Source organism: Caballeronia zhejiangensis (assembly GCF_000698575.1).
GTDB lineage: Bacteria > Pseudomonadota > Gammaproteobacteria > Burkholderiales > Burkholderiaceae > Caballeronia > Caballeronia zhejiangensis.
Genome location: NZ_JFHD01000006.1, coordinates 28,231 through 49,395 on the forward strand (window position 1 = coordinate 28,231; position 21,165 = coordinate 49,395).

Annotated in this window: 21 protein-coding genes and 1 tRNA gene; 10 read left to right on the plus strand and 12 right to left on the minus strand. The window is 63.4% G+C overall.

What is annotated here, in order from left to right:
- Positions 1-68: 68 nt before the first annotated feature.
- The 4 genes from secA to BG60_RS10845 all read left to right on the plus strand — a co-directional run bounded on the left by secA (position 69) and on the right by BG60_RS10845 (position 5,590).
- The gene (gene secA / locus BG60_RS10830; protein ID WP_034471684.1) at positions 69-2,882 is read left to right on the plus strand and encodes a preprotein translocase subunit SecA; all 2,814 of its coding nucleotides are present in this window, start codon (positions 69-71) and stop codon (positions 2,880-2,882) included.
- A gap of 160 nt (positions 2,883-3,042) precedes the next feature.
- Complete coding sequence (gene argJ / locus BG60_RS10835) at positions 3,043-4,284, plus strand: bifunctional glutamate N-acetyltransferase/amino-acid acetyltransferase ArgJ (RefSeq protein ID WP_034471451.1); 1,242 nt, start codon at positions 3,043-3,045, stop codon at positions 4,282-4,284.
- Between the two features lie 14 nt (positions 4,285-4,298).
- The gene (locus BG60_RS10840; RefSeq protein ID WP_008342970.1) at positions 4,299-5,162 is read left to right on the plus strand and encodes an ATP-binding protein; all 864 of its coding nucleotides are present in this window, start codon (positions 4,299-4,301) and stop codon (positions 5,160-5,162) included.
- Entirely contained in the window at positions 5,159-5,590 is a 432-nt protein-coding gene (locus tag BG60_RS10845; protein WP_008342968.1) for an NUDIX domain-containing protein, read from the plus strand. The genes BG60_RS10840 and BG60_RS10845 overlap by 4 nt, the downstream gene beginning before the upstream one ends.
- A 6-nt stretch (positions 5,591-5,596) precedes the next feature.
- Here BG60_RS10845 and yacG read toward each other — a convergent pair whose 3' ends face one another.
- The 9 genes from yacG to BG60_RS10890 all read right to left on the minus strand — a co-directional run bounded on the left by yacG (position 5,597) and on the right by BG60_RS10890 (position 13,346).
- Positions 5,597-5,788: a DNA gyrase inhibitor YacG gene (yacG, locus tag BG60_RS10850; RefSeq protein WP_008342966.1), complete on the minus strand. Its 192-nt coding sequence runs from the start codon at positions 5,786-5,788 to the stop codon at positions 5,597-5,599.
- Positions 5,789-5,851: 63 nt separating this feature from the next.
- Complete coding sequence (gene zapD / locus BG60_RS10855) at positions 5,852-6,607, minus strand: cell division protein ZapD (RefSeq protein WP_008342965.1); 756 nt, start codon at positions 6,605-6,607, stop codon at positions 5,852-5,854.
- Positions 6,608-6,778: 171 nt separating this feature from the next.
- Positions 6,779-7,384 carry a dephospho-CoA kinase gene (coaE, locus tag BG60_RS10860; RefSeq protein ID WP_034471453.1) on the minus strand — a complete coding sequence of 202 codons (606 nt, stop codon included), beginning with the start codon at positions 7,382-7,384 and terminating at the stop codon, positions 6,779-6,781.
- Between the two features lie 21 nt (positions 7,385-7,405).
- A complete protein-coding gene (locus tag BG60_RS10865) occupies positions 7,406-8,329 on the minus strand; it encodes a prepilin peptidase (protein ID WP_034471455.1) in 924 nt (307 codons plus the stop codon).
- A 31-nt stretch (positions 8,330-8,360) separates the two neighbouring features.
- Entirely contained in the window at positions 8,361-9,566 is a 1,206-nt protein-coding gene (locus tag BG60_RS10870; protein ID WP_034471457.1) for a type II secretion system F family protein, read from the minus strand.
- Positions 9,563-10,732, minus strand: coding sequence for a GspE/PulE family protein (locus BG60_RS10875; protein WP_034471459.1), 1,170 nt, complete (start codon positions 10,730-10,732; stop codon positions 9,563-9,565). Before BG60_RS10875 ends, BG60_RS10870 begins: the two co-directional genes overlap by 4 nt.
- A 71-nt stretch (positions 10,733-10,803) precedes the next feature.
- Positions 10,804-12,093 (minus strand): HlyC/CorC family transporter, encoded by a 1,290-nt coding sequence (locus BG60_RS10880; RefSeq protein ID WP_034471461.1) that lies wholly within the window; start codon positions 12,091-12,093, stop codon positions 10,804-10,806.
- A 143-nt stretch (positions 12,094-12,236) separates the two neighbouring features.
- Positions 12,237-12,313 (minus strand) — tRNA-Pro (locus BG60_RS10885).
- A 40-nt stretch (positions 12,314-12,353) separates the two neighbouring features.
- The gene (locus tag BG60_RS10890; RefSeq protein ID WP_008342955.1) at positions 12,354-13,346 is read right to left on the minus strand and encodes a polyprenyl synthetase family protein; all 993 of its coding nucleotides are present in this window, start codon (positions 13,344-13,346) and stop codon (positions 12,354-12,356) included.
- A gap of 257 nt (positions 13,347-13,603) precedes the next feature.
- On the opposite strand from BG60_RS10890, the gene rplU reads away from it, so the two are divergent.
- From rplU to proB, 4 genes are all read left to right on the plus strand, one after another.
- Positions 13,604-13,915: a 50S ribosomal protein L21 gene (gene rplU, locus BG60_RS10895; RefSeq protein WP_008342953.1), complete on the plus strand. Its 312-nt coding sequence runs from the start codon at positions 13,604-13,606 to the stop codon at positions 13,913-13,915.
- 25 nt (positions 13,916-13,940) lie between these two features.
- Positions 13,941-14,201 carry a 50S ribosomal protein L27 gene (rpmA, locus tag BG60_RS10900; protein ID WP_008342952.1) on the plus strand — a complete coding sequence of 87 codons (261 nt, stop codon included), beginning with the start codon at positions 13,941-13,943 and terminating at the stop codon, positions 14,199-14,201.
- Positions 14,202-14,347: 146 nt separating this feature from the next.
- Entirely contained in the window at positions 14,348-15,433 is a 1,086-nt protein-coding gene (gene cgtA, locus BG60_RS10905) for an Obg family GTPase CgtA (protein WP_008342949.1), read from the plus strand.
- A gap of 25 nt (positions 15,434-15,458) precedes the next feature.
- The gene (proB, locus tag BG60_RS10910) at positions 15,459-16,577 is read left to right on the plus strand and encodes a glutamate 5-kinase (protein WP_008342948.1); all 1,119 of its coding nucleotides are present in this window, start codon (positions 15,459-15,461) and stop codon (positions 16,575-16,577) included.
- A gap of 61 nt (positions 16,578-16,638) precedes the next feature.
- Here proB and BG60_RS10915 read toward each other — a convergent pair whose 3' ends face one another.
- Positions 16,639-17,202: a CNP1-like family protein gene (locus tag BG60_RS10915; RefSeq protein WP_033537265.1), complete on the minus strand. Its 564-nt coding sequence runs from the start codon at positions 17,200-17,202 to the stop codon at positions 16,639-16,641.
- Positions 17,203-17,351: 149 nt separating this feature from the next.
- Positions 17,352-17,996 carry an RNA pyrophosphohydrolase gene (locus BG60_RS10920; RefSeq protein WP_008342943.1) on the minus strand — a complete coding sequence of 215 codons (645 nt, stop codon included), beginning with the start codon at positions 17,994-17,996 and terminating at the stop codon, positions 17,352-17,354.
- A gap of 221 nt (positions 17,997-18,217) precedes the next feature.
- On the opposite strand from BG60_RS10920, the gene BG60_RS10925 reads away from it, so the two are divergent.
- Positions 18,218-19,954, plus strand: coding sequence for a proline--tRNA ligase (locus tag BG60_RS10925; protein ID WP_008342941.1), 1,737 nt, complete (start codon positions 18,218-18,220; stop codon positions 19,952-19,954).
- A complete protein-coding gene (locus BG60_RS10930; protein ID WP_008342940.1) occupies positions 19,954-20,553 on the plus strand; it encodes a MarC family protein in 600 nt (199 codons plus the stop codon). Before BG60_RS10925 ends, BG60_RS10930 begins: the two co-directional genes overlap by 1 nt.
- 45 nt (positions 20,554-20,598) lie before the next feature.
- On the opposite strand, the gene BG60_RS10935 is transcribed toward BG60_RS10930, so the two are convergent.
- Entirely contained in the window at positions 20,599-21,150 is a 552-nt protein-coding gene (locus BG60_RS10935; RefSeq protein ID WP_008342939.1) for a hypoxanthine-guanine phosphoribosyltransferase, read from the minus strand.
- Between the last annotated feature and the right edge of the window lie 15 nt (positions 21,151-21,165).

Here is a 21,165-nt window from a genome sequence, read left to right on the forward strand (position 1 = left end):
AGGTTCTCCGAGCCCGGACGCAGCTTTGTGCTGTGGCCGTCCGAAGCCGCGACGCAGACACTGATCCGATGACGACCGGTTTCCTTCAGAAGATTTTTGGCAGCCGCAATCAGCGGCTGGTCAAGCAGTATCAAAAGACCGTTGCGGCAATCAATGCCCTCGAGCCGACCGTCGAGAAGTATTCGGACGACCAGCTGCGCGCCAAGACCGATGAGTTCCGCCAGCGCGTCGCGGGCGGCGAATCGCTCGACGTGATCCTGCCCGAGGCGTTCGCGGTCTGCCGCGAGGCGAGCAAGCGCGTCCTGAAGATGCGCCACTTCGACGTGCAGCTCATCGGCGGCATGGTCCTGCATTACGGCAAGATTGCGGAAATGCGTACCGGCGAGGGCAAGACGCTCGTCGCGACGCTCGCCGCGTATTTGAATGCGCTGTCGGGCCGCGGCGTGCACGTCGTGACGGTGAACGACTACCTCGCCCAGCGCGATGCCGAATGGATGGCGCGCCTCTACAACTTCCTCGGTCTGTCGTGCGGCGTGAATCTGTCGCAGATGGAACACTCGCAGAAGCAGGAAGCGTACGCGGCGGACATCACGTACGGCACGAACAACGAGTTCGGTTTCGATTATCTGCGCGACAACATGGTCTACGAGACCAACGCGCGCGTGCAGCGGCCGCTCAATTTCGCGATCGTCGACGAAGTGGACTCGATCCTCATCGACGAGGCACGCACGCCGCTCATCATCTCCGGTCAGGCTGAAGATCACACCGATCTCTACGTGCGCATGAACGCGCTGCCGCCGCTGCTCGAGCAGCAGATCGGCGAAGAGAAGGCCGACGGCACCGGCGTCGAAAAGCCGGGCGATTACACGCTCGATGAAAAAGCGCGTCAGGTGTTCCTGACCGAATCGGGCCACGAGAAGGCCGAGCGCCTGCTCGCCGAGTGGGGTTTGATCGGCGAAGGCGAGAGTCTCTACGCGCCGCAGAACATCACGCTGATGCACCACATCTATGCCGCGTTGCGCGCGCATACGCTTTTCCTGCGCGATCAGCACTACGTGGTGCAGAACGGCGAAGTCGTGATCGTCGACGAATTCACCGGCCGCATGATGACCGGCCGCCGCTGGTCGGACGGTCTGCATCAGGCGGTCGAAGCGAAGGAACACGTCCAGATTCAGGCCGAGAACCAGACGCTCGCGTCCATCACGCTGCAGAACTATTTCCGCATGTACTCGAAGCTGTCCGGCATGACCGGCACGGCGGACACGGAAGCCTACGAATTCAACGAAATCTACGGCCTCGAAACGGTCGTGATTCCGACCAACCGTCCGCCGAAGCGCGTCGACAAGCAGGATCAGATCTACAAGACGTCGAAAGAGCGTTACGACGCGGTGATTCGCGACATCCGCGATTGCGTCGAGCGCGGTCAGCCGACGCTCGTCGGCACAACGTCGATCGAAGCGTCCGAATTGCTGTCGCATCTGCTCACGCAGGCGGGCGTGAAGCACGAAGTGCTCAACGCCAAGCAGCACGCGCGCGAAGCGGCGATCGTCGCGGAAGCGGGCCGTCCGGCCGCCGTCACGATCGCGACGAACATGGCCGGCCGCGGCACGGACATCGTGCTTGGCGGCAACGTCGAGAAGCAGGCGTCGTTCATCGAAGCGGATCTCTCGATCCCCGAGAACGAGAAAGCCGCGCGCATCCAGAAGCTGCACGACGAATGGCAGGCGCTGCACGATCACGTGAAGGCGGCGGGCGGTCTGCATATCATCGGCACCGAGCGTCACGAGTCGCGCCGTATCGACAACCAGCTGCGCGGCCGCGCGGGCCGTCAGGGCGATCCGGGTTCGTCGCGCTTCTATCTGTCGCTGGACGATCCGCTTCTGCGCATTTTCGCGGGCGACCGCGTGCGCGCGATCATGGATCGCCTGAAGATGCCGGAAGGCGAGCCGATCGAAGCAGGCATGGTCACGCGTTCGATCGAAGGCGCGCAGCGCAAGGTCGAAGCGCGCAACTTCGACATCCGCAAGCAACTGCTCGAATACGACGACGTCGCGAACGATCAGCGCAAGGTCATCTATCAGCAGCGTAACGAACTGCTCGAAGCGAACGACGTGCAGGAAACCATCGCGGCGATGCGTCAAAGCGTGATCGGCGACGTCGTGCGAACCTTCGTGCCGGCGGGCAGCATCGAAGAGCAGTGGGAAGCGCCGGAGCTGGAAGAAGTGCTGCGCAACGACTGGTCGCTCGATCTCGCGGTTCAGGAGATGATCAACGAGTCGAATTCGATCGACGCGGAAGAAATTTGCGAAGCCGTGCTCGCCGCCGCCGACGAAGCGTACGAAGCGAAGGTCGCGATGGTCGGCCGCGAATCGTTCAGCGCGTTCGAGCGCTCGATCATGCTGCAGACGCTCGATAGCCGCTGGCGCGAGCATCTCGCCGCGCTCGATCACTTGCGGCAGGGCATCCATCTGCGCGGCTATGCGCAGAAGAACCCGAAGCAGGAATACAAGCGCGAGGCGTTCGAACTGTTCGCCGCGATGCTCGACGCCGTGAAGCAGGAAGTCACGCGCGTCGTGATGAACGTGCAGATCCAGTCGCCGGAGCAGCTCGAAGAAGCCGCCGAGCAGTACGAAGAGAAAGGCAGCCATCTGGAAAACGTGTCGTTCACGCACGCGGATTTCAACGCGCCGGCCGCCGAGCCGACGCCCGCCGCAGCGGCGGCGAGCGCCACCGCGCAGATGGTCAGCCAGGCGATGGCCGCGGGCGACGACATCAGCGTGGCGACGCGTCCTTCGGACGACGTGCCGAAGGTCGGCCGCAACGATCCGTGCCCGTGCGGCAGCGGCAAGAAGTACAAGAACTGTCACGGCAAGCTGGTGTAATCGGCTCGTGACCTGACGAACAAGCGACGCAGCGATGCGTCGTTTGTCTTTGCAGCATCCATCATTCACGGCGCCGGTTCGAATCCGCTGGCCGGCGTCAGTCTTTCATCATGTGCCGGTTCGATGAGCCGGCATTCGCCACTTTCAGCGAGACGCGAACATGGCCGTCAACTTCCCCTCGATCGATCCCGCAGCGCTTCATCCCGTCCCCGGCGTCACGCTCGGTTACGCGGAGGCGAACATTCGCAAGCCCAACCGCAAGGACGTGCTCGTCATTCGCGTCGATGAAGGCGCGAGCGTCGCGGGCGTTTTCACGCAGAATCGCTTCTGCGCCGCGCCGGTTACGGTCTGCCGTGAGCATCTCGCGGCGGCGGGCCAAGGCGGCAAGGGCATTCGTGCGCTCGTCGTGAATACGGGCAACGCGAACGCGGGCACCGGCGAGCCGGGCATGGCGCACGCGCGCGAAACCTGCGCGGAGCTCGCGCGTCTCGCCAATCTCGATGCGCAGCAAATCCTGCCGTTCTCGACCGGCGTGATTCTGGAGCCGCTGCCGATCGATCGCCTGAAGGCCGGTCTGCCCGCCGCGCTCGCGAATCAACAAGCCGCGCACTGGTTCGACGCCGCGCAAGCGATCATGACGACCGACACGCTGCCGAAGGCGGCGTCGCGCCAGGTAACGATCGACGGTCACGTCGTCACGCTGTCGGGCATCAGCAAGGGCGCGGGCATGATCCGCCCGAACATGGCGACGATGCTCGGCTTCCTCGCATTCGATGCGAACGTCGCGCAGCCGGTCCTCGATCAGCTCGTGAAGCACGTCGCGGATCGTTCGTTCAACTGCATCACGATCGACGGCGATACGTCCACCAACGATTCGTTCATCCTGATCGCGTCGGGGAAGTCGTCGCTGCCCCCGATCACATCGACGGATTCGCCCGCGTACGCCGCATTGCGCGACGCCGTGACCGAAGTGGCGCAGGAACTCGCGCAACTCATCGTGCGCGACGGCGAAGGCGCGACCAAGTTCATGACGATCACGGTGGAGGGCGGCCAGGACGCGGCGGAGTGCCGTCAGATTGCCTACGCGATCGGCCATTCGCCGCTCGTTAAGACCGCGTTCTACGCGTCCGATCCGAACCTCGGCCGCATTCTCGCTGCGATCGGTTATGCGGGCGTAACGGATCTCGATGTCGGCAAGATCGATCTTTATCTCGATGACGTGCTGGTCGCGAAAGCCGGCGGGCGCAATCCCGCGTACAAGGAAGAAGACGGCCAGCGCGTGATGAAGAAGAGCGAGATCCTGATTCGCGTCGTGCTCGGGCGCGGCGACGCGCAAGCGACCGTCTGGACCTGCGACCTTTCGCATGATTACGTGAGCATCAACGCCGACTATCGCTCCTGAACGCGGACAACTCGATGGATAAACTCGAACAATTTCTCACGCGCGCCGAAGCGGTGCTGGCGCGCATCGAAGGCATGTTGCCGCCCGCCGCGCCCGATATCGACTGGGAATCCGCGGTGGCGTTTCGCTGGCGCAAGCGTCAGGGACGCGGCTTCCTGCAACCCGTTTCCGCCATCTCGCAGATCTCGCTCGACGACCTTCAGAACATCGATCGTCAGAAATCGCTCATTCAGCAGAACACGCAACAGTTCGTGAACAAGCTGCCCGCGAACAACGTTCTGCTGACGGGCGCGCGCGGCACGGGCAAGTCGTCGCTGATCAAGGCGTGTCTGAACGCGTATGCGAAGGACGGCTTGCGCCTGATCGAAGTCGACAAGGACGATCTGCATGATCTCGGCGATATCGTCGATCTGATCTCCACGCGGCCCGAGCGTTTCATCGTCTTCTGCGACGATCTCTCGTTCGAGGAAGGCGAGTCGGGCTACAAGGCGCTGAAGGTCGCGCTCGACGGCTCCGTCGCCGCGCAATCGGACAACGTGCTCATCTACGCGACGTCGAACCGCCGCCATCTGTTGCCCGAATACATGAGCGACAACGAGACGTACAAGCACACGTCCGACGGCGAGATTCATCCCGGCGAAGTGGTCGAAGAAAAGATTTCGCTTTCCGAGCGCTTCGGCCTTTGGGTCAGCTTCTATCCGTTCAAGCAGGACGACTATCTGTCGATCGTCGGACACTGGCTGAAGCACTTCGGCTGCGCCGACGCCGAAGTCGAAAGCGCACGCGGCGATGCGCTCGTGTGGGCGCTCGAACGCGGATCGCGCTCGGGCCGCGTGGCGTGGCAATTCGCGCGCGACTGGTCGGGACGCAAGCAATGACCGATGCGAAGCCGGACATCGCGCCCGATGGCCGCAAGGTGACCGAAGTGGCCGTCGGCGTGATGGTGCAGCACGACGGGCGCTATCTGCTTGCGCAGCGGCCCGCGGGCAAACCGTATGAAGGTTACTGGGAGTTTCCCGGTGGCAAGCTGGAGCCGGGCGAGAGCATCGAGGCGGCGCTCGGTCGCGAACTGCACGAGGAACTGGGCATCGATGTCACCGCGTGCCAGCTCTGGCGCACGCTGGAGCATGATTATCCCCATGCGTACGTGCGGCTTTTCTTCTGCAAGGTGACGGAGTGGAACGGTTCGCCGGTCGGCCGCGAAGGTCAGGCGATCGCCTGGCAGACGCTTCCCGTCGAGGTCGCGCCGCTCCTGCCGGCAGCCATTCCGATTCTGGAATGGCTCGAAGAGGAAGAGCGCGAATAACGGCGCTCAGTTGAGGCCGCCGCGATTGTCTTCGTCCGGCGGCGTTTCCTGCGAATTACCCGCGATCTTGTACTTCTCGGCCGCCCACGCGCCGAGATCGATCTGCTTGCAGCGCTCGGAACAGAACGGGCGAAAGCGGTTTTCGGGAACCCAGCGGACATCCTTGCCGCAGGTCGGACATTTGACGACAGTGGTCATGACGAATACGAATTGAGCCGGTTACGGACGATATTTGACCACATGAGGCCAAACCGTTCCGATTCAAAGGCTGCAAAGCGTCAGATGAAACGGCACGTCGACATCGACGGCGCGCGGTTTCAGATCGCCGTCCTGCACCGTGAAGCGCACCCACAGCATGTACTTGTTCGCGCTTGCTTCCGGAATCACGCGCGTGTCCGGTGAGACGCGCACTTGCATCAGCTGATACGTGCGGCCGGACAACATCTGCTGGTAGCTGCCCTGCATCGCCATGACTTTCGATGCCTGACCCGACTCACGCGCGAGCCGCAATACGATGGCCGCCGCGTCGCGCAACGCGAGCATGGGCATGACCCACTTCGCGATGTCCTGGCGGCGCTCCTCGACCGGCAACTGCTGCCAGGCGTAATACGACGGCAAATCGAACTTGCACGTTCCGCCGGGAATGATCGTGCGGCTACGGATGCTCGCGAGCCATTCGTTGTCGGCGAGATGCTGGCCGGTCTTGCCGTGCATTTCGGTGAGGCCGGCGAGCGTCTGCTCTATTTCGCCGAGCACGGCTTCGAGCGCTTCCTGTTCGATGCCCGGATTGCCGCGAAACGGCGCGAGCGTTTGCCGCTGCCGTTCCAGTTCCTTCATGAGGTCGGCTTTGAGGTCCGTGCGGCCAGCGACTTCCGCGATCTCGAAGAGCGTCGTGAGTGCAACGTGATGTTCTCGCGCGTCTTCCTGAGTCAGAAAGAACGTGAAGCGCTCGAACAGGTCTTCGAGGCGCAGCAGCGTCCGGATTCGCTCGTTGAAGGGATACTCGTAAAGGATCAAGCGCGCTCGCCTCGGCGTGGGTCGGTTGCTTCCATGAGCGGAAGTGAGCACATTCTAATGCCGCATCCTCACCCTAGCAAATCGGGCCATATTCGGGCGCCGAATGGCTCGTTTCGGCGGAAAACGGGGAACTTTTCGACGATTTCGCTAACTCAGGCGATCGCCGTCGCGTCATGCGGACGCAAGCGAAAGATAACGGCCGTGCAGTGTTTCGACTTGCTGCGCGAGCGTGTCGAGCGTGGCGGTTTCATCGTTGAGCACGATGTCGTCGGCAGCCGCGAGACGCGCTTCGCGAGACGCCTGCTTCGCGATGATCGCGAGTACCTGTTCGCGCGTGAAGCCGTTGCGCCGCATGACGCGAGCGATCTGCGTCTCGAGGGGGCAATCCACCACGAGCACGCGCGACACGCGGCTCGCCCATTTACCGGACTCGACGAGCAAGGGCACCACGACGATGTGATACGCGCCCTGCGCCGCGAACCGCTGGCGTTCCGTCTCGGCGCGAATCAGCGGATGCACGATGCCTTCGAGGCGCGCCTTCGCGGTGTCGTCGGCGAAGACGAGCGCGCGCATCTTCGCGCGATCGAGCGAGCCGTCCGCCGCGATGAATCCGTCGCCGAATTCGCTCGCGATGAGCGGCATCGCGACGCCGCCCGGCGCCGTGATTCGATGCGCGATCAGGTCCGTGTCGATCAGCGGCACGCCGCGCGCTGCGAAGAGATCAGCGACCGTGCTCTTGCCGCTGCCGATGCCGCCGGTAAGACCAATGCTGAACATCCGTTGCTCCGTTCGGTTCGATCAACCTAACAATGCATAAAGCGGCGTGCCGATGAAAAGCGTGATCGCGCCGCCCGCCGCGAGAAACGGTCCGAACGGTAACGGCTCTTCGAAACGCATGCGCTTGCGCCACGTCGCTACGATGCCGAACGCGGCGCCCGCGACGGCCGCGATCAGAAGCACTTGCGCGAGCGCCGACCATCCGAGCCACGCGCCGATCGCGGCGAGCAGCTTGAAGTCGCCGTAGCCCATGCCTTCCACGCCGCGCACGAGCTTGAAGAGCCAGTACACGCACCACAGGAACAGATAGCCTGCGACTGCGCCCGTCACGGCGTCGTGCAGCGTCGCGAATCCGCCTTCGCCGAAATTGACGAGAAGCCCGGCCCAAAGCAAGGGCAGCGTCAGTACATCGGGAAGATAGCGTGTGTCGTAGTCGATGAGCCCTGCCGTCAGCAAGGCCGCGCATAGACCGAGCGCGGCCAGCGCGGGCCACGTGGGACCGAACGCGTAAAGCGATAGCGCCGCCAGCGCGCCGGTCGCGAGTTCGGTCAGCGGATAGCGCGGGCTCACGCGTGCGCCGCATGCCGAGCAACGTCCGCGCAGGGCCAGATAGCTGATGACGGGAATGTTTTCCCACGCGCGCAGCACGTGCTTGCAATGCGGGCACGCGCTGCGCGGCACGGCGAGATTGAAGCGCTCGGGATAGGGATCGGCGGCGGCGAATTTGGTGGCATCGGACGCCTCGGGAATGGCTGCGTCGACTTCCGCGCGCCACGCGCGTTCGAGCATGACGGGCAGACGATGCACGACGACAGTAAGAAAACTGCCGATCACGAGGCCGAACACGATGGCGAACCCGTACTGCACGGCCACGGGCAGCGCCGCGAACGCCGCCAGATAGCGGCTCGCGAAATGCGCGGCGGTCGGATCGAACGAAGGCTGCATGATGGACGAACGGTTGCTTTGGCCCGCGATGCTACACCACGTTGCCGAGCTGAATGACAGGAAGATACATCGCGATGACAAGGCCGCCCACGAGCGCGCCCAGCACCGCGATGACGATCGGCTCGCAAAGACTCGCGAAGCCGCCGATGCGCTCGTCCACCTGACGGTCGGCGAGCGTGGCTAGATCGAGAAGCATCGCATCGAGCGAGCCTGATTCTTCGGCGACCGCGATCGGCTGCACGACGTCCTGCGGAAAGCATCCGACGGCGCGCATTGCGGCCGCGAGACGCTCGCCGTTGTGCAGGCGCGCGGCGATGTCGACGGTGGCGCGGTCGAACACGCGGTTTCCTGTGGCATGCGTGAGTGAGTTGAACGCATCCGACAGCGGCGTGCCCGCCGAGAGCAGCGTGCCGAGCGCGCGGCTCCATCGCGCGACCGCGAGCGAGCGCAGCAGCTTGCCTGCAAGCGGCAGGCGCAGCGCGGCGTGATCGGCGGCGGCGCGTGCATCGGGCGAACGCTTCATCCAATTCCATCCGATGAATACCGCAGATGCGGCTGCAATCCCGAACGGCACGCCGACATTCGCGACGCCGTCCGAAAGCGCGAGCACGAAACGCGTCGGCGCGGGCAGCGCGGCGCCGAAGCCGTCGAAGATCGTCTTGAAGGTCGGCACGACGCCGATCAGCAATCCCGCCGTAATCGCGAGCGAAAGCAGCAGCACCATCACGGGATAGGTGAGCGCGGCGCGCAATCTGGCCCGTTGCGACGCCGCCCGCTCGCGGTCGTCGGCGAGGCGGGCGAGCACCGTCGGCAACGCACCCGCGACTTCACCGACCGAAACCAGCTGGCAGTACAGCGTGCCGAACGCAGCCGGATGCCGTGCCAGCGCGCCCGAGAATGGCACGCCGCGCGTGATATCGCGGGCCAGCGCGCGCACGATGCGCGGCATTCCGCTGGCGGACGCGCTGCCGGCGAGCAATTCGAGCGCGCCGACGAGCGGCAGTCCCGCGCGCAGCAGGCCGGCGAGCTGTCGCGTGAAGACGGTCACGTCGGCGGTCCTCGCTTTGGGCGGCGGCGCGGCGCCGAGCGTTTCGAGCAAGGTGACGATCACGCCTTCGCGCCGCAGCGACGCGCGGGCCGCGAGTGCGTCGGCGGCGATGATCTTTCCCCGCATCGGCTGGCCTTCGCTGTCCATGCCGCGCCACGCGAAGCGCAGTTCGAGCGCGTCGTTCATCATTCGATCTCCGTCGCGTCGACTGCTTCGGCGACGCTCGTTACGCCTTCGCGCACGCGCGCGAACGCCGCATCGCGCAACGCGGGCATGCCTTGCGCCTGCGCCGCGCGCGCGATCGCATGCGTCGCGGCGCGCGAGACGATCAACTCGCGCAGTTCATCCGATACCGGCATCACCTGGTGCACGCCGACGCGCCCGCGATAACCGACGCCATGACACGCCGGACAGCCGCGCGGCTCGAACGGATGAAACCCGTCCGCGAGCGCCAACGCCGACGGCGCGCGGCAGAACTCGCACAGCTTGCGCACGAGCCGTTGCGCGGTGACGAGCTTGAGCGCCGACGCGAGGTTGTAAGGCGCGACGCCGATATCGATGAGACGCGCGATCGCGGCGGGCGCATCGTTCGTGTGCAAGGTCGAGAGCACGAGATGGCCCGTTTGCGCAGCCTTCACCGCGACGTCCGCCGTTTCCGCGTCGCGTATTTCGCCGACCATGATGACATCCGGATCCTGACGCTTGAACGCGCGCAGCGCCACGGCGAAGGTCAGTCCCGCCTTTTCGCGCACGCTCACCTGATTGATGCCCGCAAGTTGAATTTCGACAGGATCCTCGACCGAGGACACGTTGCGGGCTTCCGCGTTGAGCATCTGGAGGAAGCAGTAGAGCGATACGGTCTTGCCGCTGCCGGTCGGACCGGTCACGAGGACGAGACCGTGGGGTGCCCGAATCGCCGATTCGACCGCGCGGCCTTGCGCGTCGTCGAGACCGAGCGAGGCGAGCGAAAGGTCGGGCGGCAGCGCTTCGAGCCGCCGCAGCACGAGTTTTTCGCCAAAGAGCGTCGGCAGCGAATTGACGCGATAGTCGCCGATCCGCCCGCCCGGCAGATTCAGCCGCAGCCGGCCGTCCTGCGGCACGCGCCGCTCGGCGATGTCCATTCGCGCCAGCACCTTGATCCGCGTGACGAACGCATCGCGCAAATGGGGCGGCGGGCGCTTCAATACGTGCAACGCGCCATCGACGCGCAGCCGGATGCGCCATGCGTGCTCGGACGGTTCGACATGGATATCGGACGCGCCGCGCTCGGCGGCTTCGCGCAAGGTGTCGGTGAGCAGCGAGACGGCGGGCGTCTCGTGGTCGGATGGCGTTTCGCGGAAGGAAGGGGAAATCATGGCGTCGGCGGTCGAGTCGAGATGATCCGATGATCCCGTCCTCGGCCGCCGGCGCACAGTCGTCCGAATGGCTAACGCAGCGCGTGTCGCGTGCCTTCGGGCGGGCGGAAAATCTTGACGGTTCGGATCGCCTGATCGTCGCTGCGCATCACTTCGAAGGTCACGCCCGCGATCTGCACCGAAACGTCGCCGTCGGGGATGTCTTCGAGCGTTTCGAGGATCAGGCCGTTGAGCGTTTTCGGGCCGTCCGTCGGCAGCGACAGATGCAGCCAGCGGTTCAGTTCGCGCAACGGCATGCTGCCCGCCACGATGCACTCGCCGCTCTCGTCCCAGCCGCCGCGCGAGCCGGCGCCGCGCGGAATCGTCGTCGTGAATTCGCCGATCAGCTCTTCGATGATGTCCTCCGGCGTGACGAGGCCCTGCAATTCGCCGTACTCGTCGACCACGATCGCGATACGGTGGCCGCTTTCCTGGAAGTACTGCAATTGCTGGAAGACAGGCGTGCCCGCGGGCACGAAATACGGTTCGGTGAGCAGTTCGCGCAGCGTGTCGCGCTCGAGTTCCTGGTTGTGCAGCGCCGAGAGCGTCTTGCGCACGTGCAGAATGCCGAGCACGCGATCGATGTCGCCCTGAAAGACGACCAGCTTGTTGTGGTAGCACGTCTCGAGCTGGTGCAGGATCTGTTCGAAGGGCGCGTCGAAGTCGAGCGCTTCGATGCGCCGGCGCGGGATCATCACGTCGTCGACGGTGATGTTCTCCAGATCGAACAGATTGAGCAGGATGCTGCGGTGCTTGGTCGGCATGAAGCTGCCCGTTTCCAGCACGATGGTGCGCAACTCTTCGGGCGAGATCCGCTGATCGCGCTTGCCCTTCGTGTTGATGTGCAGTGCGGCGAGAATCGCGTTGGCGAACAGATTGACGAACCAGATGAGCGGCCGCGCGACGCGCATGAGCGGCGCGAGCACGAGGCTCGCCGGCAGCGCCACTTTCTCGGGATACGTCGCGCCGACGATCTTCGGCGCGATTTCCGCGAACACGATGATCAGGAATGCAATGACGCCCGTCGTGATCGACAGGACGAGGTTGTTATGGCCGAAGGTGCGCAGCGCGATGGATGTCGTGAGCACCGGGATGATCGTGTTGATCAGGTTGTTGCCGATCAGGATGACCGAGAGAAGCTGATCGGTCTTCGCGAGCAGGCCTTGCGTCGTGCGGGCGCGTAGCGATCCTTGGCTCGCCAGATATTTCAGGCGATGGCGATTGAGCGCCATCATCGACGTTTCGGAGATCGAGAAAAAGCCGGAAAGGAAGAGAAGCAGAAAAATGGCGCAAATTTGCGCCCATAAGGGAAGGTTGTCCACGCGGCGATCGAGTAGGGGCGGAGATGGGAGGCAATATAGCAGACGGGCCGGCAAGCTCGCCCTCGGCCTTTCGGCCAGCGTACGCGGTTTTGCCGCCGGAAATAAAAAACCCGCATGGCGAACCATGCGGGTTTTTGCAATTCTGGTCGGGGTGAGAGGATTCGAACCTCCGGCCTCTACGTCCCGAACGTAGCGCTCTACCAGGCTAAGCTACACCCCGAATTTGACCAACTTGGACTCTTACGCTGCTTCAGTCTCGTTCAAGACTGCCGTGACGTCGAGTAAGAACATAATTCTAGCAGGCTATCTTTGTAGATGGAAGAGGGAAATGAAGAAATCGCATTTGCCGCTGCCTGAGCTTCCTTGCGCGCGCATTCCAGCGTGTGATCGAGCGCGCCGGACGTCGTGATTGCGTGGAAGATCGTGTCGAAGCGATCCGTGCCGCCTTGCTCGATCGCCTCGCGTGCGAGGGCCGCCTGGTCCGGCGTGCCGTGCTCCATCAAATAAATGAGCGGCAGGGTGGGCTTGCCTTCGCGCAGGTCGTCGCCGGCGTTCTTGCCCATCGATTCGGGCGTGCCGGTGTAGTCGAGCCAGTCGTCCATGATCTGGAACGCCGTGCCGATGCGCCGGCCGAACTCCGCCGCCGCCGCTTCGGTCCGCGCATCCGCACCCGAAAGCACCGCGCCGAGCTGCGCCGCCGCTTCGAACAGCTTCGCCGTCTTGTAGCGGATCACCTGCATGTAGCGTGCTTCGTCCACGTCCGGATCGTGCATGTTGAGCAGTTGCAGCACTTCGCCTTCGGAAATGATGTTGGTCGCGACGGACAGGATTTCCATCACGCGCATCTTGCCGACGCTCACCATCATCTCGAACGAGCGCGAATACAGGAAGTCGCCGACCAGCACGCTTGCCGCATTGCCAAACAGCGCGTTCGCGGTCTTGCGGCCGCGGCGCAAATCCGATTCGTCGACGACGTCGTCGTGCAGCAGCGTCGCCGTGTGGATGAACTCAACCACCGCCGCCAATTCGTGACGATGCCCGGTCGTGTCGCCCAGCGCGCCCGAGACGAGGAGCAGCAGCGCCGGCCGCAGCCGCTTGCCGCCCGCGCCGATGATGTACTCCGAAATCTGGTTGATCAGCATCACTTCTGATGCCAGGCGCTGCCGGATGACGCGATTGACCTGCTGCATGTCCTCGGCGATCGGGGCGAGCAGCGCGGCGGCGTTGGGAGAGGAAGTGGCGGTGGACGACATGATCGGCAAAAAGGGTAATCCGGCGGATTATAAGGCGAATCCGACAGACGCCGGGTGGTCCGGTGTTCCGACTCGCGCAATGTCGGCGAATTTCGGCTGCGATTCGCTTCGTTTTCGCCGAGGTTCGGAGCCGGATCGCGCGTTGCGCCGCCCGCGCGGGCATCGTCACGGCGCTTTGACGTCGAGCGTAACTCTATGTATAATCGCGTGTTTTCCCCGCGTGGTGCGTGGAAAAAGAATTCTGAGTGAGGTTCTCAATGTACGCGGTCATAAAAACCGGCGGCAAGCAGTACAAAGTTGCCGTTGGCGAAAAACTTAAAGTAGAACAGATACCGGCAGACATTGACGCTGAAATCACGCTCGACCAGGTTCTCGCAGTAGGCGAAGGCGAATCGATTCAGTTCGGTACGCCGCTGGTCAGTGGGGCTTCCGTCAAGGCTACCGTCGTGTCCCAAGGTCGTCACAAGAAAGTGACCATCTTCAAGATGCGCCGCCGGAAGCACTACCAAAAGCACGCTGGCCATCGCCAGAACTACACCGAACTGCGCATCGACGCGATCAACGCGTAAGCGCATCGGTTAAGGAGCTAAGCAAATGGCACACAAAAAAGCAGGCGGGTCTTCCCGCAACGGCCGCGACTCCGAGAGCAAACGCCTCGGCGTGAAGGTGTACGGCGGCCAGGCAATCAACGCAGGCGGCATCATCGTTCGCCAGCGCGGCACGCGCATGCACCCGGGTGAGAATGTCGGCATCGGCAAGGATCACACGCTGTTCGCGCTGGCCGACGGTCACGTCAAGTTCGTGACCAAGGGCGCTGCGAAGAAGCACACGGTCGTCGTCGTCCCGGCAGCGTAAGTTTTACGCACGGGCTTCAGGACCGAAGAAATGGCCCCGCGAAGTTCGCGGGGCCATTTTTATTTGGTGCGGTCAAAAATTGGTTATGAGTGACCGGCCAGGTCGGTCACGGCAAAATAGAGCGAATACACGGGACGGAGCAACGCATGAAGTTCATTGACGAAGCGAGGATCGAAGTCATCGCCGGCGACGGAGGAGATGGCAGCGCGTCGATGCGCCGCGAAAAGTTCGTCCCGTTCGGCGGACCGGACGGCGGCGACGGCGGGCGCGGCGGCAGCGTCTACGCGGTCGGCGACCGCAACATCAACACGCTGATCGACTACCGGTTCTCCAAGAAGCATCAGGCGCGCAACGGCGAAAACGGCCGCGGCGCGGATTGCTACGGCAAGGGCGGCGACGACATCACGCTGCGCATGCCGGTCGGCACGATCATTTCGGATCAGGAAACGGGCGAGATCATCGCCGATCTGACCGAGCACAATCAGCAGGTCTTGATCGCGAAGGGCGGTGCGGGCGGCCTCGGCAACCTGCATTTCAAGTCGAGCACGAACCGCGCGCCGCGTCAGAAAACCGACGGCAAGCCGGGCGAGCGCCGCATGCTCAAACTCGAGCTGAAAGTGCTCGCGGATGTCGGTCTGCTCGGCATGCCGAACGCGGGCAAGTCCACTTTCATCTCGTCGGTGTCGAACGCGCGGCCGAAGATCGCGGATTATCCGTTCACGACGCTCGCGCCGAATCTCGGCGTGGTGCGCGTCGGGCCGAGCAAGAGCTTCGTGATCGCGGACATTCCGGGTCTCATCGAAGGCGCGGCGGAAGGCGCGGGCCTCGGGCATCGTTTCCTGCGGCACTTGCAGCGCACGGGCGTGCTGCTGCATCTCGTCGACATGGCCCCGTTCGATGAAAACGTCGATCCGGTCGCGGAAGCGAAGGCGATCGTCAACGAACTGCGCAAGTACGACGAGCAGCTTTACGAAAAGCCGCGCTGGCTCGTGCTGAACAAGCTCGACATGGTGCCGGAAGACGAACGCGAGGCGCGCATCGCCGATTTCGTCGAGCGCTTCGAATGGGACGGTCCGGTCTACGAGATTTCGGCGTTGACCGGTCAGGGCTGCGAGGCGCTCACCTACGCGATCTACGATTACATCTCGCAGCATTCGGACGCATCGCGCGCGGCTGAAGCGGAAGATCTCGCCGCCGACGTGCGCTTCCGCGACGACGAAACGAAGGAATAAAGCAACCACGAGGAGAAAGCGCACGATGCGTTCGGTCATCGCCGCTGCGAAGCGAATCGTAGTGAAAGTAGGGTCGAGCCTCGTCACCAATGACGGTCGCGGGCTCGATCATGCGGCAATCTCGCGCTGGGCGTCGCAAATCGCGGCGCTGCGCGAACAGGGCAAGGAAGTCGTGCTCGTGAGTTCGGGCGCGATCGCGGAAGGCATTCACCGGCTCGGCTGGACAAAGCGACCGCGCGAAATCGACGAATTGCAGGCGGCGGCCGCGGTCGGCCAGATGGGTCTCGCGCAAGTCTACGAAAGCAGCTTCGGCGCGCACGGCATCCGCACCGCGCAGATTCTGCTCACGCACGCCGATCTCGCCGATCGCGAACGCTATCTGAACGCGCGCTCGACGCTGCTCACGCTGCTGCGCCTGGGCGCCGTGCCGATCATCAACGAGAACGACACCGTCATCACCGACGAAATCAAGTTCGGCGACAACGACACGCTCGGCGCGCTCGTCGCGAATCTGATCGAAGGCGATGCGCTCGTCATTCTCACCGATCAGCGTGGCCTCTTCACCGCCGATCCGCGCAAGGACCCGAACGCGACGCTCGTCGAGCAAGCCGACGCCGGCACGCCCGAACTCGAGCAGATGGCGGGCGGCGCGGGTTCGAGCCTAGGACGCGGCGGCATGCTGACCAAGATTCTCGCGGCGAAGCGTGCCGCGCACAGCGGCGCGAACACGGTCATCGCGAGCGGCCGCGAAGCCGATGTGCTCACGCGCCTCGCATCGGGCGAGATGATCGGCACGCAACTCATCGCGCGCACCGCACGCATGGCGGCGCGCAAGCAGTGGATGGCGGATCACTTGCAGGTGCGCGGGCATGTCGTCATCGACAAGGGCGCGGTCAACAAGCTCACCGCCGACGGCAAGAGCCTTTTGCCGATCGGCGTTATCGACGTGAAAGGCGCCTTCGATCGCGGCGAAGTAATCGCGTGCGTCGACGATCAAGGGCAGGAAGTCGCGCGCGGCATCACGAACTACAGCAGTTCGGAGGCGCGGCTGATTCATCGCCGGCCGAGCGGCGAGATCGAATCGGTGCTCGGCTACATGCTGGAGCCGGAACTGATCCATCGCGACAATCTCGTGCTCGTCTGAAACGAAAACGCCCGCTGAATCAGCGGGCGTTTTCACATCGTCACGCCGACGCGCGGCGCAATCAGCGCAGATTGATCACGCTTTGCGTGCGCTTGTATTCCATGTTGTTGACGATCTGTTTCGCGGTGCCGACGGGCAGCTTGCTCGTGCAGAAATAATCCTGATAGAGCGCCGCCTGATACGCGTTCAGCTCGCCGTTTTCGATGCGCTTGAAGTCGAATGCGGAACCTTGATCCCAGCCGTTCTGATCGTCGTTGATGCTCGCGTAGCGACGCCATTCGTAGGTGTCGCAACGAATGCCTTCATAGTTGACGTTGCGCGCGCCCGCCGGACTCGTCGCGACGATCACGTAACGAATGACGCCATCCTTGCCGACCGTGAGCGTGGTCTTGTCGACGGCGAACGTGAGCGGCGTGTTCTGCGACACGTTGAACGCGACCAGATTCGATGCCTGCGGCAGCGGTGGCATCGTGTCGATTTTTTCTTCGGTCCAGTTCGGCTTGCGGTCGAGCAGATAGGTGAACACGCCGTCGTCCTGCGTGGACGGCGCCTTGTTGCTGGAACAGCCGGCGAGCACGGCGAGCGCTGCCGCGGATGCCGCGATTACCGCGAGTGAGGCATTCACTTTCAATTGGGTCTTCCCGGAAACATGCGCGCGGGCTTCATGCGCCCGCCCGGCGGAACAAAGCGAGATGGCACGGCGAGAAGTTCGCCGTGCCATCGATCGCAATCGCGTTGAGTGTCAAAGTGCTCGAAGCGTTGCAGTGCCCGGATTCACGATGAGCGCTGCACGATCACATGCACTTCTTCGCTGACCGTGCATTCTGCCTGAACTGCCGCGCCGGAGGCAGTAACGGCAGGAGCTTCGATCGTCATCGTCTGGACGACGCGTGGATAGCGCGGTCCGTGATGCGCGGCTCGCTCGCCGCGCTCACCGCGGGAGTTGGTACGCCGCAGAAAGCGGGACAGCTCGGATAGAGCCATTTGATAAACGTCGCGCTTGAACTCGATGACCGCATCCAGCGGTACCCAATACTCGTTCCAGCGCCAGGCATCGAATTCCGGATGGTCCGTCGCGCGCAGGCAGATGTCGCAATCGCGGCCCACCATGCGCAGCAGAAACCAGATCTGTTTCTGACCGCGATAATGTCCGCGCACCTCGCGCTTGATGAACTTGTCCGGCACCTCATAACGCAGCCAGTCGCGCGTGCGACCGACAACTTTTACATGCTCCGGTAGCAGGCCGGTTTCTTCGTGTAACTCCCGATACATCGCTTGCACAGGGGTCTCACCGTATTTGATGCCCCCTTGCGGAAACTGCCAGGAATGTTCACGCAGCCGCTTGCCCCAAAACACTTCGTTGCGCGCGTTCAAGAGGATGATGCCGACGTTCGGGCGAAAGCCTTCACGATCCAGCATACAGCCACCTTCAAATCCTTTAAAATTGCTTTGATTATAAACAGTTATTGGCCTCGACGCACTGGCACGAACCCCAATTCGGGGCATCCGTGTGAATGTCTTTGCCAGAGCATCCGGCAGGCGGCAAAATCTTCTTTTCTCGCCGGTCGTTCCGTCGTTCACCTTGATCCGCCTGCTTCGGCGCTATCCGCTCCGAAGCGCGCCGCATTTGGAAAATTTGAATGAAAGCATCCCGTTTCTTCATCGGCACCCTGAAGGAAGCTCCCGCCGACGCCGAGATCGTCAGCCACAAGCTGATGATGCGTGCAGGCATGATCCGCCGCGTCGCGGGCGGCATCTACGATTACATGCCGATCGGTCTGCGCTCGGTGCGCAAGGTCGAGGCCATCGTGCGTGAAGAGATGAACCGCGCGGGCGCGCTCGAATTGCTGATGCCCGCCGTGCAGCCCGCCGAACTGTGGCAGGAGTCGGGCCGCTGGGAGCAATACGGCCCGGAACTGTTGCGTTTCAAGGATCGCCACGAGCGCGATTTCGTCATGGGCCCGACGCACGAGGAAGTCGTGACGGACATCGCGCGCCGCGAGATCAAGAGCTATCGCCAGTTGCCGGTGAACTTCTATCAGATTCAAACGAAGTTCCGCGACGAAATCCGTCCGCGCTTCGGCGTGATGCGCGGCCGCGAATTCATCATGAAGGACGCCTATTCCTTCGATAAAGACCTCGACGGCCTCGCAGAGTCGTATCGCAAGATGTACGAAGCCTACGTGCGCATCTTCACGCGCATCGGGCTGGAGTTCCGCGCGGTCGCGGCGGACAACGGTTCGATCGGCGGCAGCGGTTCGCATGAATTCCACGTGATCGCCGATACGGGCGAGGATGACATCGCGTATTGCCCGAGCTCGGACTTCGCGGCGAACGTCGAAGCCGCCGATGCGCTGCCGCTCATCGCGCAACGCGCCGCGCCGACCGAAGAACTGAAGAAGACGCCCACGCCCGGCGCCGCGAAGTGCGAGGCGGTCGCGCAGCTTCTGAACATTCCGCTGGAACGCACGATCAAGTCGATCGTTCTCGCGACCGACAACGAAGGCGCCGAACCGACCATCTGGTTGCTGATGCTGCGCGGCGATCACTCGCTCAACGACATCAAGACGGGCAAGCTGCCGGGCCTGAAGGGTTATCGCTTCGCGACGGAAGCCGAGATCGTCGAATGGTTCGGCACGCCGCCGGGCTACCTCGGTCCGCTCAACACGAAGAAGCCGGTGCGCGTGATCGCGGACCGCACGGTCGCGAACATGAGCGACTTCGTCGTCGGCACGAACGAGGTCGATTACCACACGACCGGCGTGAACTGGGGCCGCGATCTGCCCGAGCCGGAAGTCGCGGACATTCGCAATGTCGTCGCGGGCGATCCGTCGCCGGACGGCAAGGGCACGCTCGAAATCTGCCGCGGCATCGAAGTGGGTCACGTGTTCCAGCTCGGCACGAAGTATTCCGATTCGATGGGCGCGACCTTCCTCGACGAAAACGGCAAGCCCGCGCCGATGCAGATGGGCTGCTACGGCATCGGCGTGACGCGCGTGCTGGGCGCGGCAATCGAACAGAATTTCGACGACAAGGGCATCATCTGGCCGGAAGCCATTGCGCCGTTCGAAGTCGTGATCTGCCCGATGGGCTACGACCGCAGCGACGCGGTGCGCGAGCAGGCCGACAAGCTGTACGCGACGCTGCAGCAGGCCGGCATCGACGTGATTCTCGACGATCGCGGCGAGCGTCCGGGTGTGATGTTCGCGGACTGGGAATTGATCGGCGTGCCGCATCGCATCGTGATCGGCGATCGCGGGCTGAAGGAAGGCAAGCTGGAATATCAGGGCCGCCGCGACGCGGAAGCCACGCTGCTGCCGGTCGATGAAGCCGCCGATGTCGTCGTCGGGAAAGTGCGGGCCGCGCTCGCGAAGTAATGCAGTACAACTTCCTGTCGGCGACGATCCTGCTGCTGCTGATCACCGATCCGCTCGGCAATATCCCGATCTTCATCAACGCGCTGCGCGGCGTCGCCAAAGAGCGGCGCCGCGTGGTCGTGCTGCGCGAAGTGGCGATCGCGTTCGTCATTCTGCTGGTGTTCATGCTGGCGGGCGATCGCTTCCTGCGCGCGATGAACCTCACCGATGTCTCGTTGCGCATCGCGGGCGGCATCGTGCTGTTTCTGATCGCGCTGCGCATGATCTTTCCGCATCCGGACGGCGCGATGGGCGGCGATTCGCGCGGCGGCGAGCCGCTGATCGTGCCGCTCGCGATTCCGGCGCTGGCGGGGCCATCGGCGCTCGCGACGGTGATGCTGCTGACGTCGCAGGCGCCCGGCAAAATGTTCGAATGGATCGGCGCGCTCACGGTGACGATGATCGTCTGCGCGATCGTGCTGATTCTCGCCGAGAAGATTCAGCAATGGCTCGGCGAGCGCGTGGTGACGGCTTTCGAGCGTTTGATGGGGCTTGTCCTTGTCGCGATTTCCGTCGAGATGATGCTCACGGGCATACGCACTTTCGTGCATCAGCTATGAAAAAAGCGGCCCGCGGGCCGCTTTTCTTTTGGATACGGGCGGCGATCACGCCCCTTCCGTCAACGCCCGGATCGTCGGCAGATTACGCCAGTAACCCTTCGCGTCCATCCCGCAGCCGAACACGTAACGATCCGGCACTTCGAATCCGCAAAAATCCGGACGCAGCGGCTTCGCCTTCGGGATGATCTTCTCGCACAGCACCGCGGACAGAAACGTCTTCGCGCCCATCGCCATGATGCGATCGCGGATCGCGGCCATCGTTTCGCCTTCGTCGAGAATATCGTCGAGCACGAGCACCACGCGATCCTTCACCGATTCCGCCGGTGCGACGCGCCACTGCATCTCGCTGCCGCCCTTGATGGCGTTGCGATAGCGCGTCAGGTGGATGTAATCGAACTCGAGCGGGAAGTCGAGATGCGGCAGCAGCATGCCGGTGAACACGGCCGCGCCCCCCATGACCGAGAGCACGAGCGGGAAGTCGTCTTTCGTCGCAGCCTTGATGGCCGTGGCCATCTTGCCGATCGATGCGTTGACTTCGTCAGCCGTCACGATCTCTTCTGAGTGGCTGAAAATATGGAGGGCTTCTTCGCGATTCATAAGGGGAAGCGGGAA

What these genes read in the sequence shown, in the direction of transcription:
- secA (WP_034471684.1), top strand. Translation starts at nt 69, where the DNA reads ATGACGACCGGTTTCCTTCAGAAGATTTTTGGCAGCCGCAATCAGCGG.
- argJ (WP_034471451.1), top strand. Translation starts at nt 3,043, where the DNA reads ATGGCCGTCAACTTCCCCTCGATCGATCCCGCAGCGCTTCATCCCGTC.
- BG60_RS10840 (WP_008342970.1), top strand. Translation starts at nt 4,299, where the DNA reads ATGGATAAACTCGAACAATTTCTCACGCGCGCCGAAGCGGTGCTGGCG.
- BG60_RS10845 (WP_008342968.1), top strand. Translation starts at nt 5,159, where the DNA reads ATGACCGATGCGAAGCCGGACATCGCGCCCGATGGCCGCAAGGTGACC.
- yacG (WP_008342966.1), bottom strand. Translation starts at nt 5,788, where the DNA reads ATGACCACTGTCGTCAAATGTCCGACCTGCGGCAAGGATGTCCGCTGG.
- coaE (WP_034471453.1), bottom strand. Translation starts at nt 7,384, where the DNA reads ATGTTCAGCATTGGTCTTACCGGCGGCATCGGCAGCGGCAAGAGCACG.
- BG60_RS10865 (WP_034471455.1), bottom strand. Translation starts at nt 8,329, where the DNA reads ATGCAGCCTTCGTTCGATCCGACCGCCGCGCATTTCGCGAGCCGCTAT.
- BG60_RS10870 (WP_034471457.1), bottom strand. Translation starts at nt 9,566, where the DNA reads ATGATGAACGACGCGCTCGAACTGCGCTTCGCGTGGCGCGGCATGGAC.
- BG60_RS10875 (WP_034471459.1), bottom strand. Translation starts at nt 10,732, where the DNA reads ATGATTTCCCCTTCCTTCCGCGAAACGCCATCCGACCACGAGACGCCC.
- BG60_RS10890 (WP_008342955.1), bottom strand. Translation starts at nt 13,346, where the DNA reads ATGTCGTCCACCGCCACTTCCTCTCCCAACGCCGCCGCGCTGCTCGCC.
- rplU (WP_008342953.1), top strand. Translation starts at nt 13,604, where the DNA reads ATGTACGCGGTCATAAAAACCGGCGGCAAGCAGTACAAAGTTGCCGTT.
- rpmA (WP_008342952.1), top strand. Translation starts at nt 13,941, where the DNA reads ATGGCACACAAAAAAGCAGGCGGGTCTTCCCGCAACGGCCGCGACTCC.
- cgtA (WP_008342949.1), top strand. Translation starts at nt 14,348, where the DNA reads ATGAAGTTCATTGACGAAGCGAGGATCGAAGTCATCGCCGGCGACGGA.
- proB (WP_008342948.1), top strand. Translation starts at nt 15,459, where the DNA reads ATGCGTTCGGTCATCGCCGCTGCGAAGCGAATCGTAGTGAAAGTAGGG.
- BG60_RS10920 (WP_008342943.1), bottom strand. Translation starts at nt 17,996, where the DNA reads ATGCTGGATCGTGAAGGCTTTCGCCCGAACGTCGGCATCATCCTCTTG.
- BG60_RS10925 (WP_008342941.1), top strand. Translation starts at nt 18,218, where the DNA reads ATGAAAGCATCCCGTTTCTTCATCGGCACCCTGAAGGAAGCTCCCGCC.
- BG60_RS10930 (WP_008342940.1), top strand. Translation starts at nt 19,954, where the DNA reads ATGCAGTACAACTTCCTGTCGGCGACGATCCTGCTGCTGCTGATCACC.
- BG60_RS10935 (WP_008342939.1), bottom strand. Translation starts at nt 21,150, where the DNA reads ATGAATCGCGAAGAAGCCCTCCATATTTTCAGCCACTCAGAAGAGATC.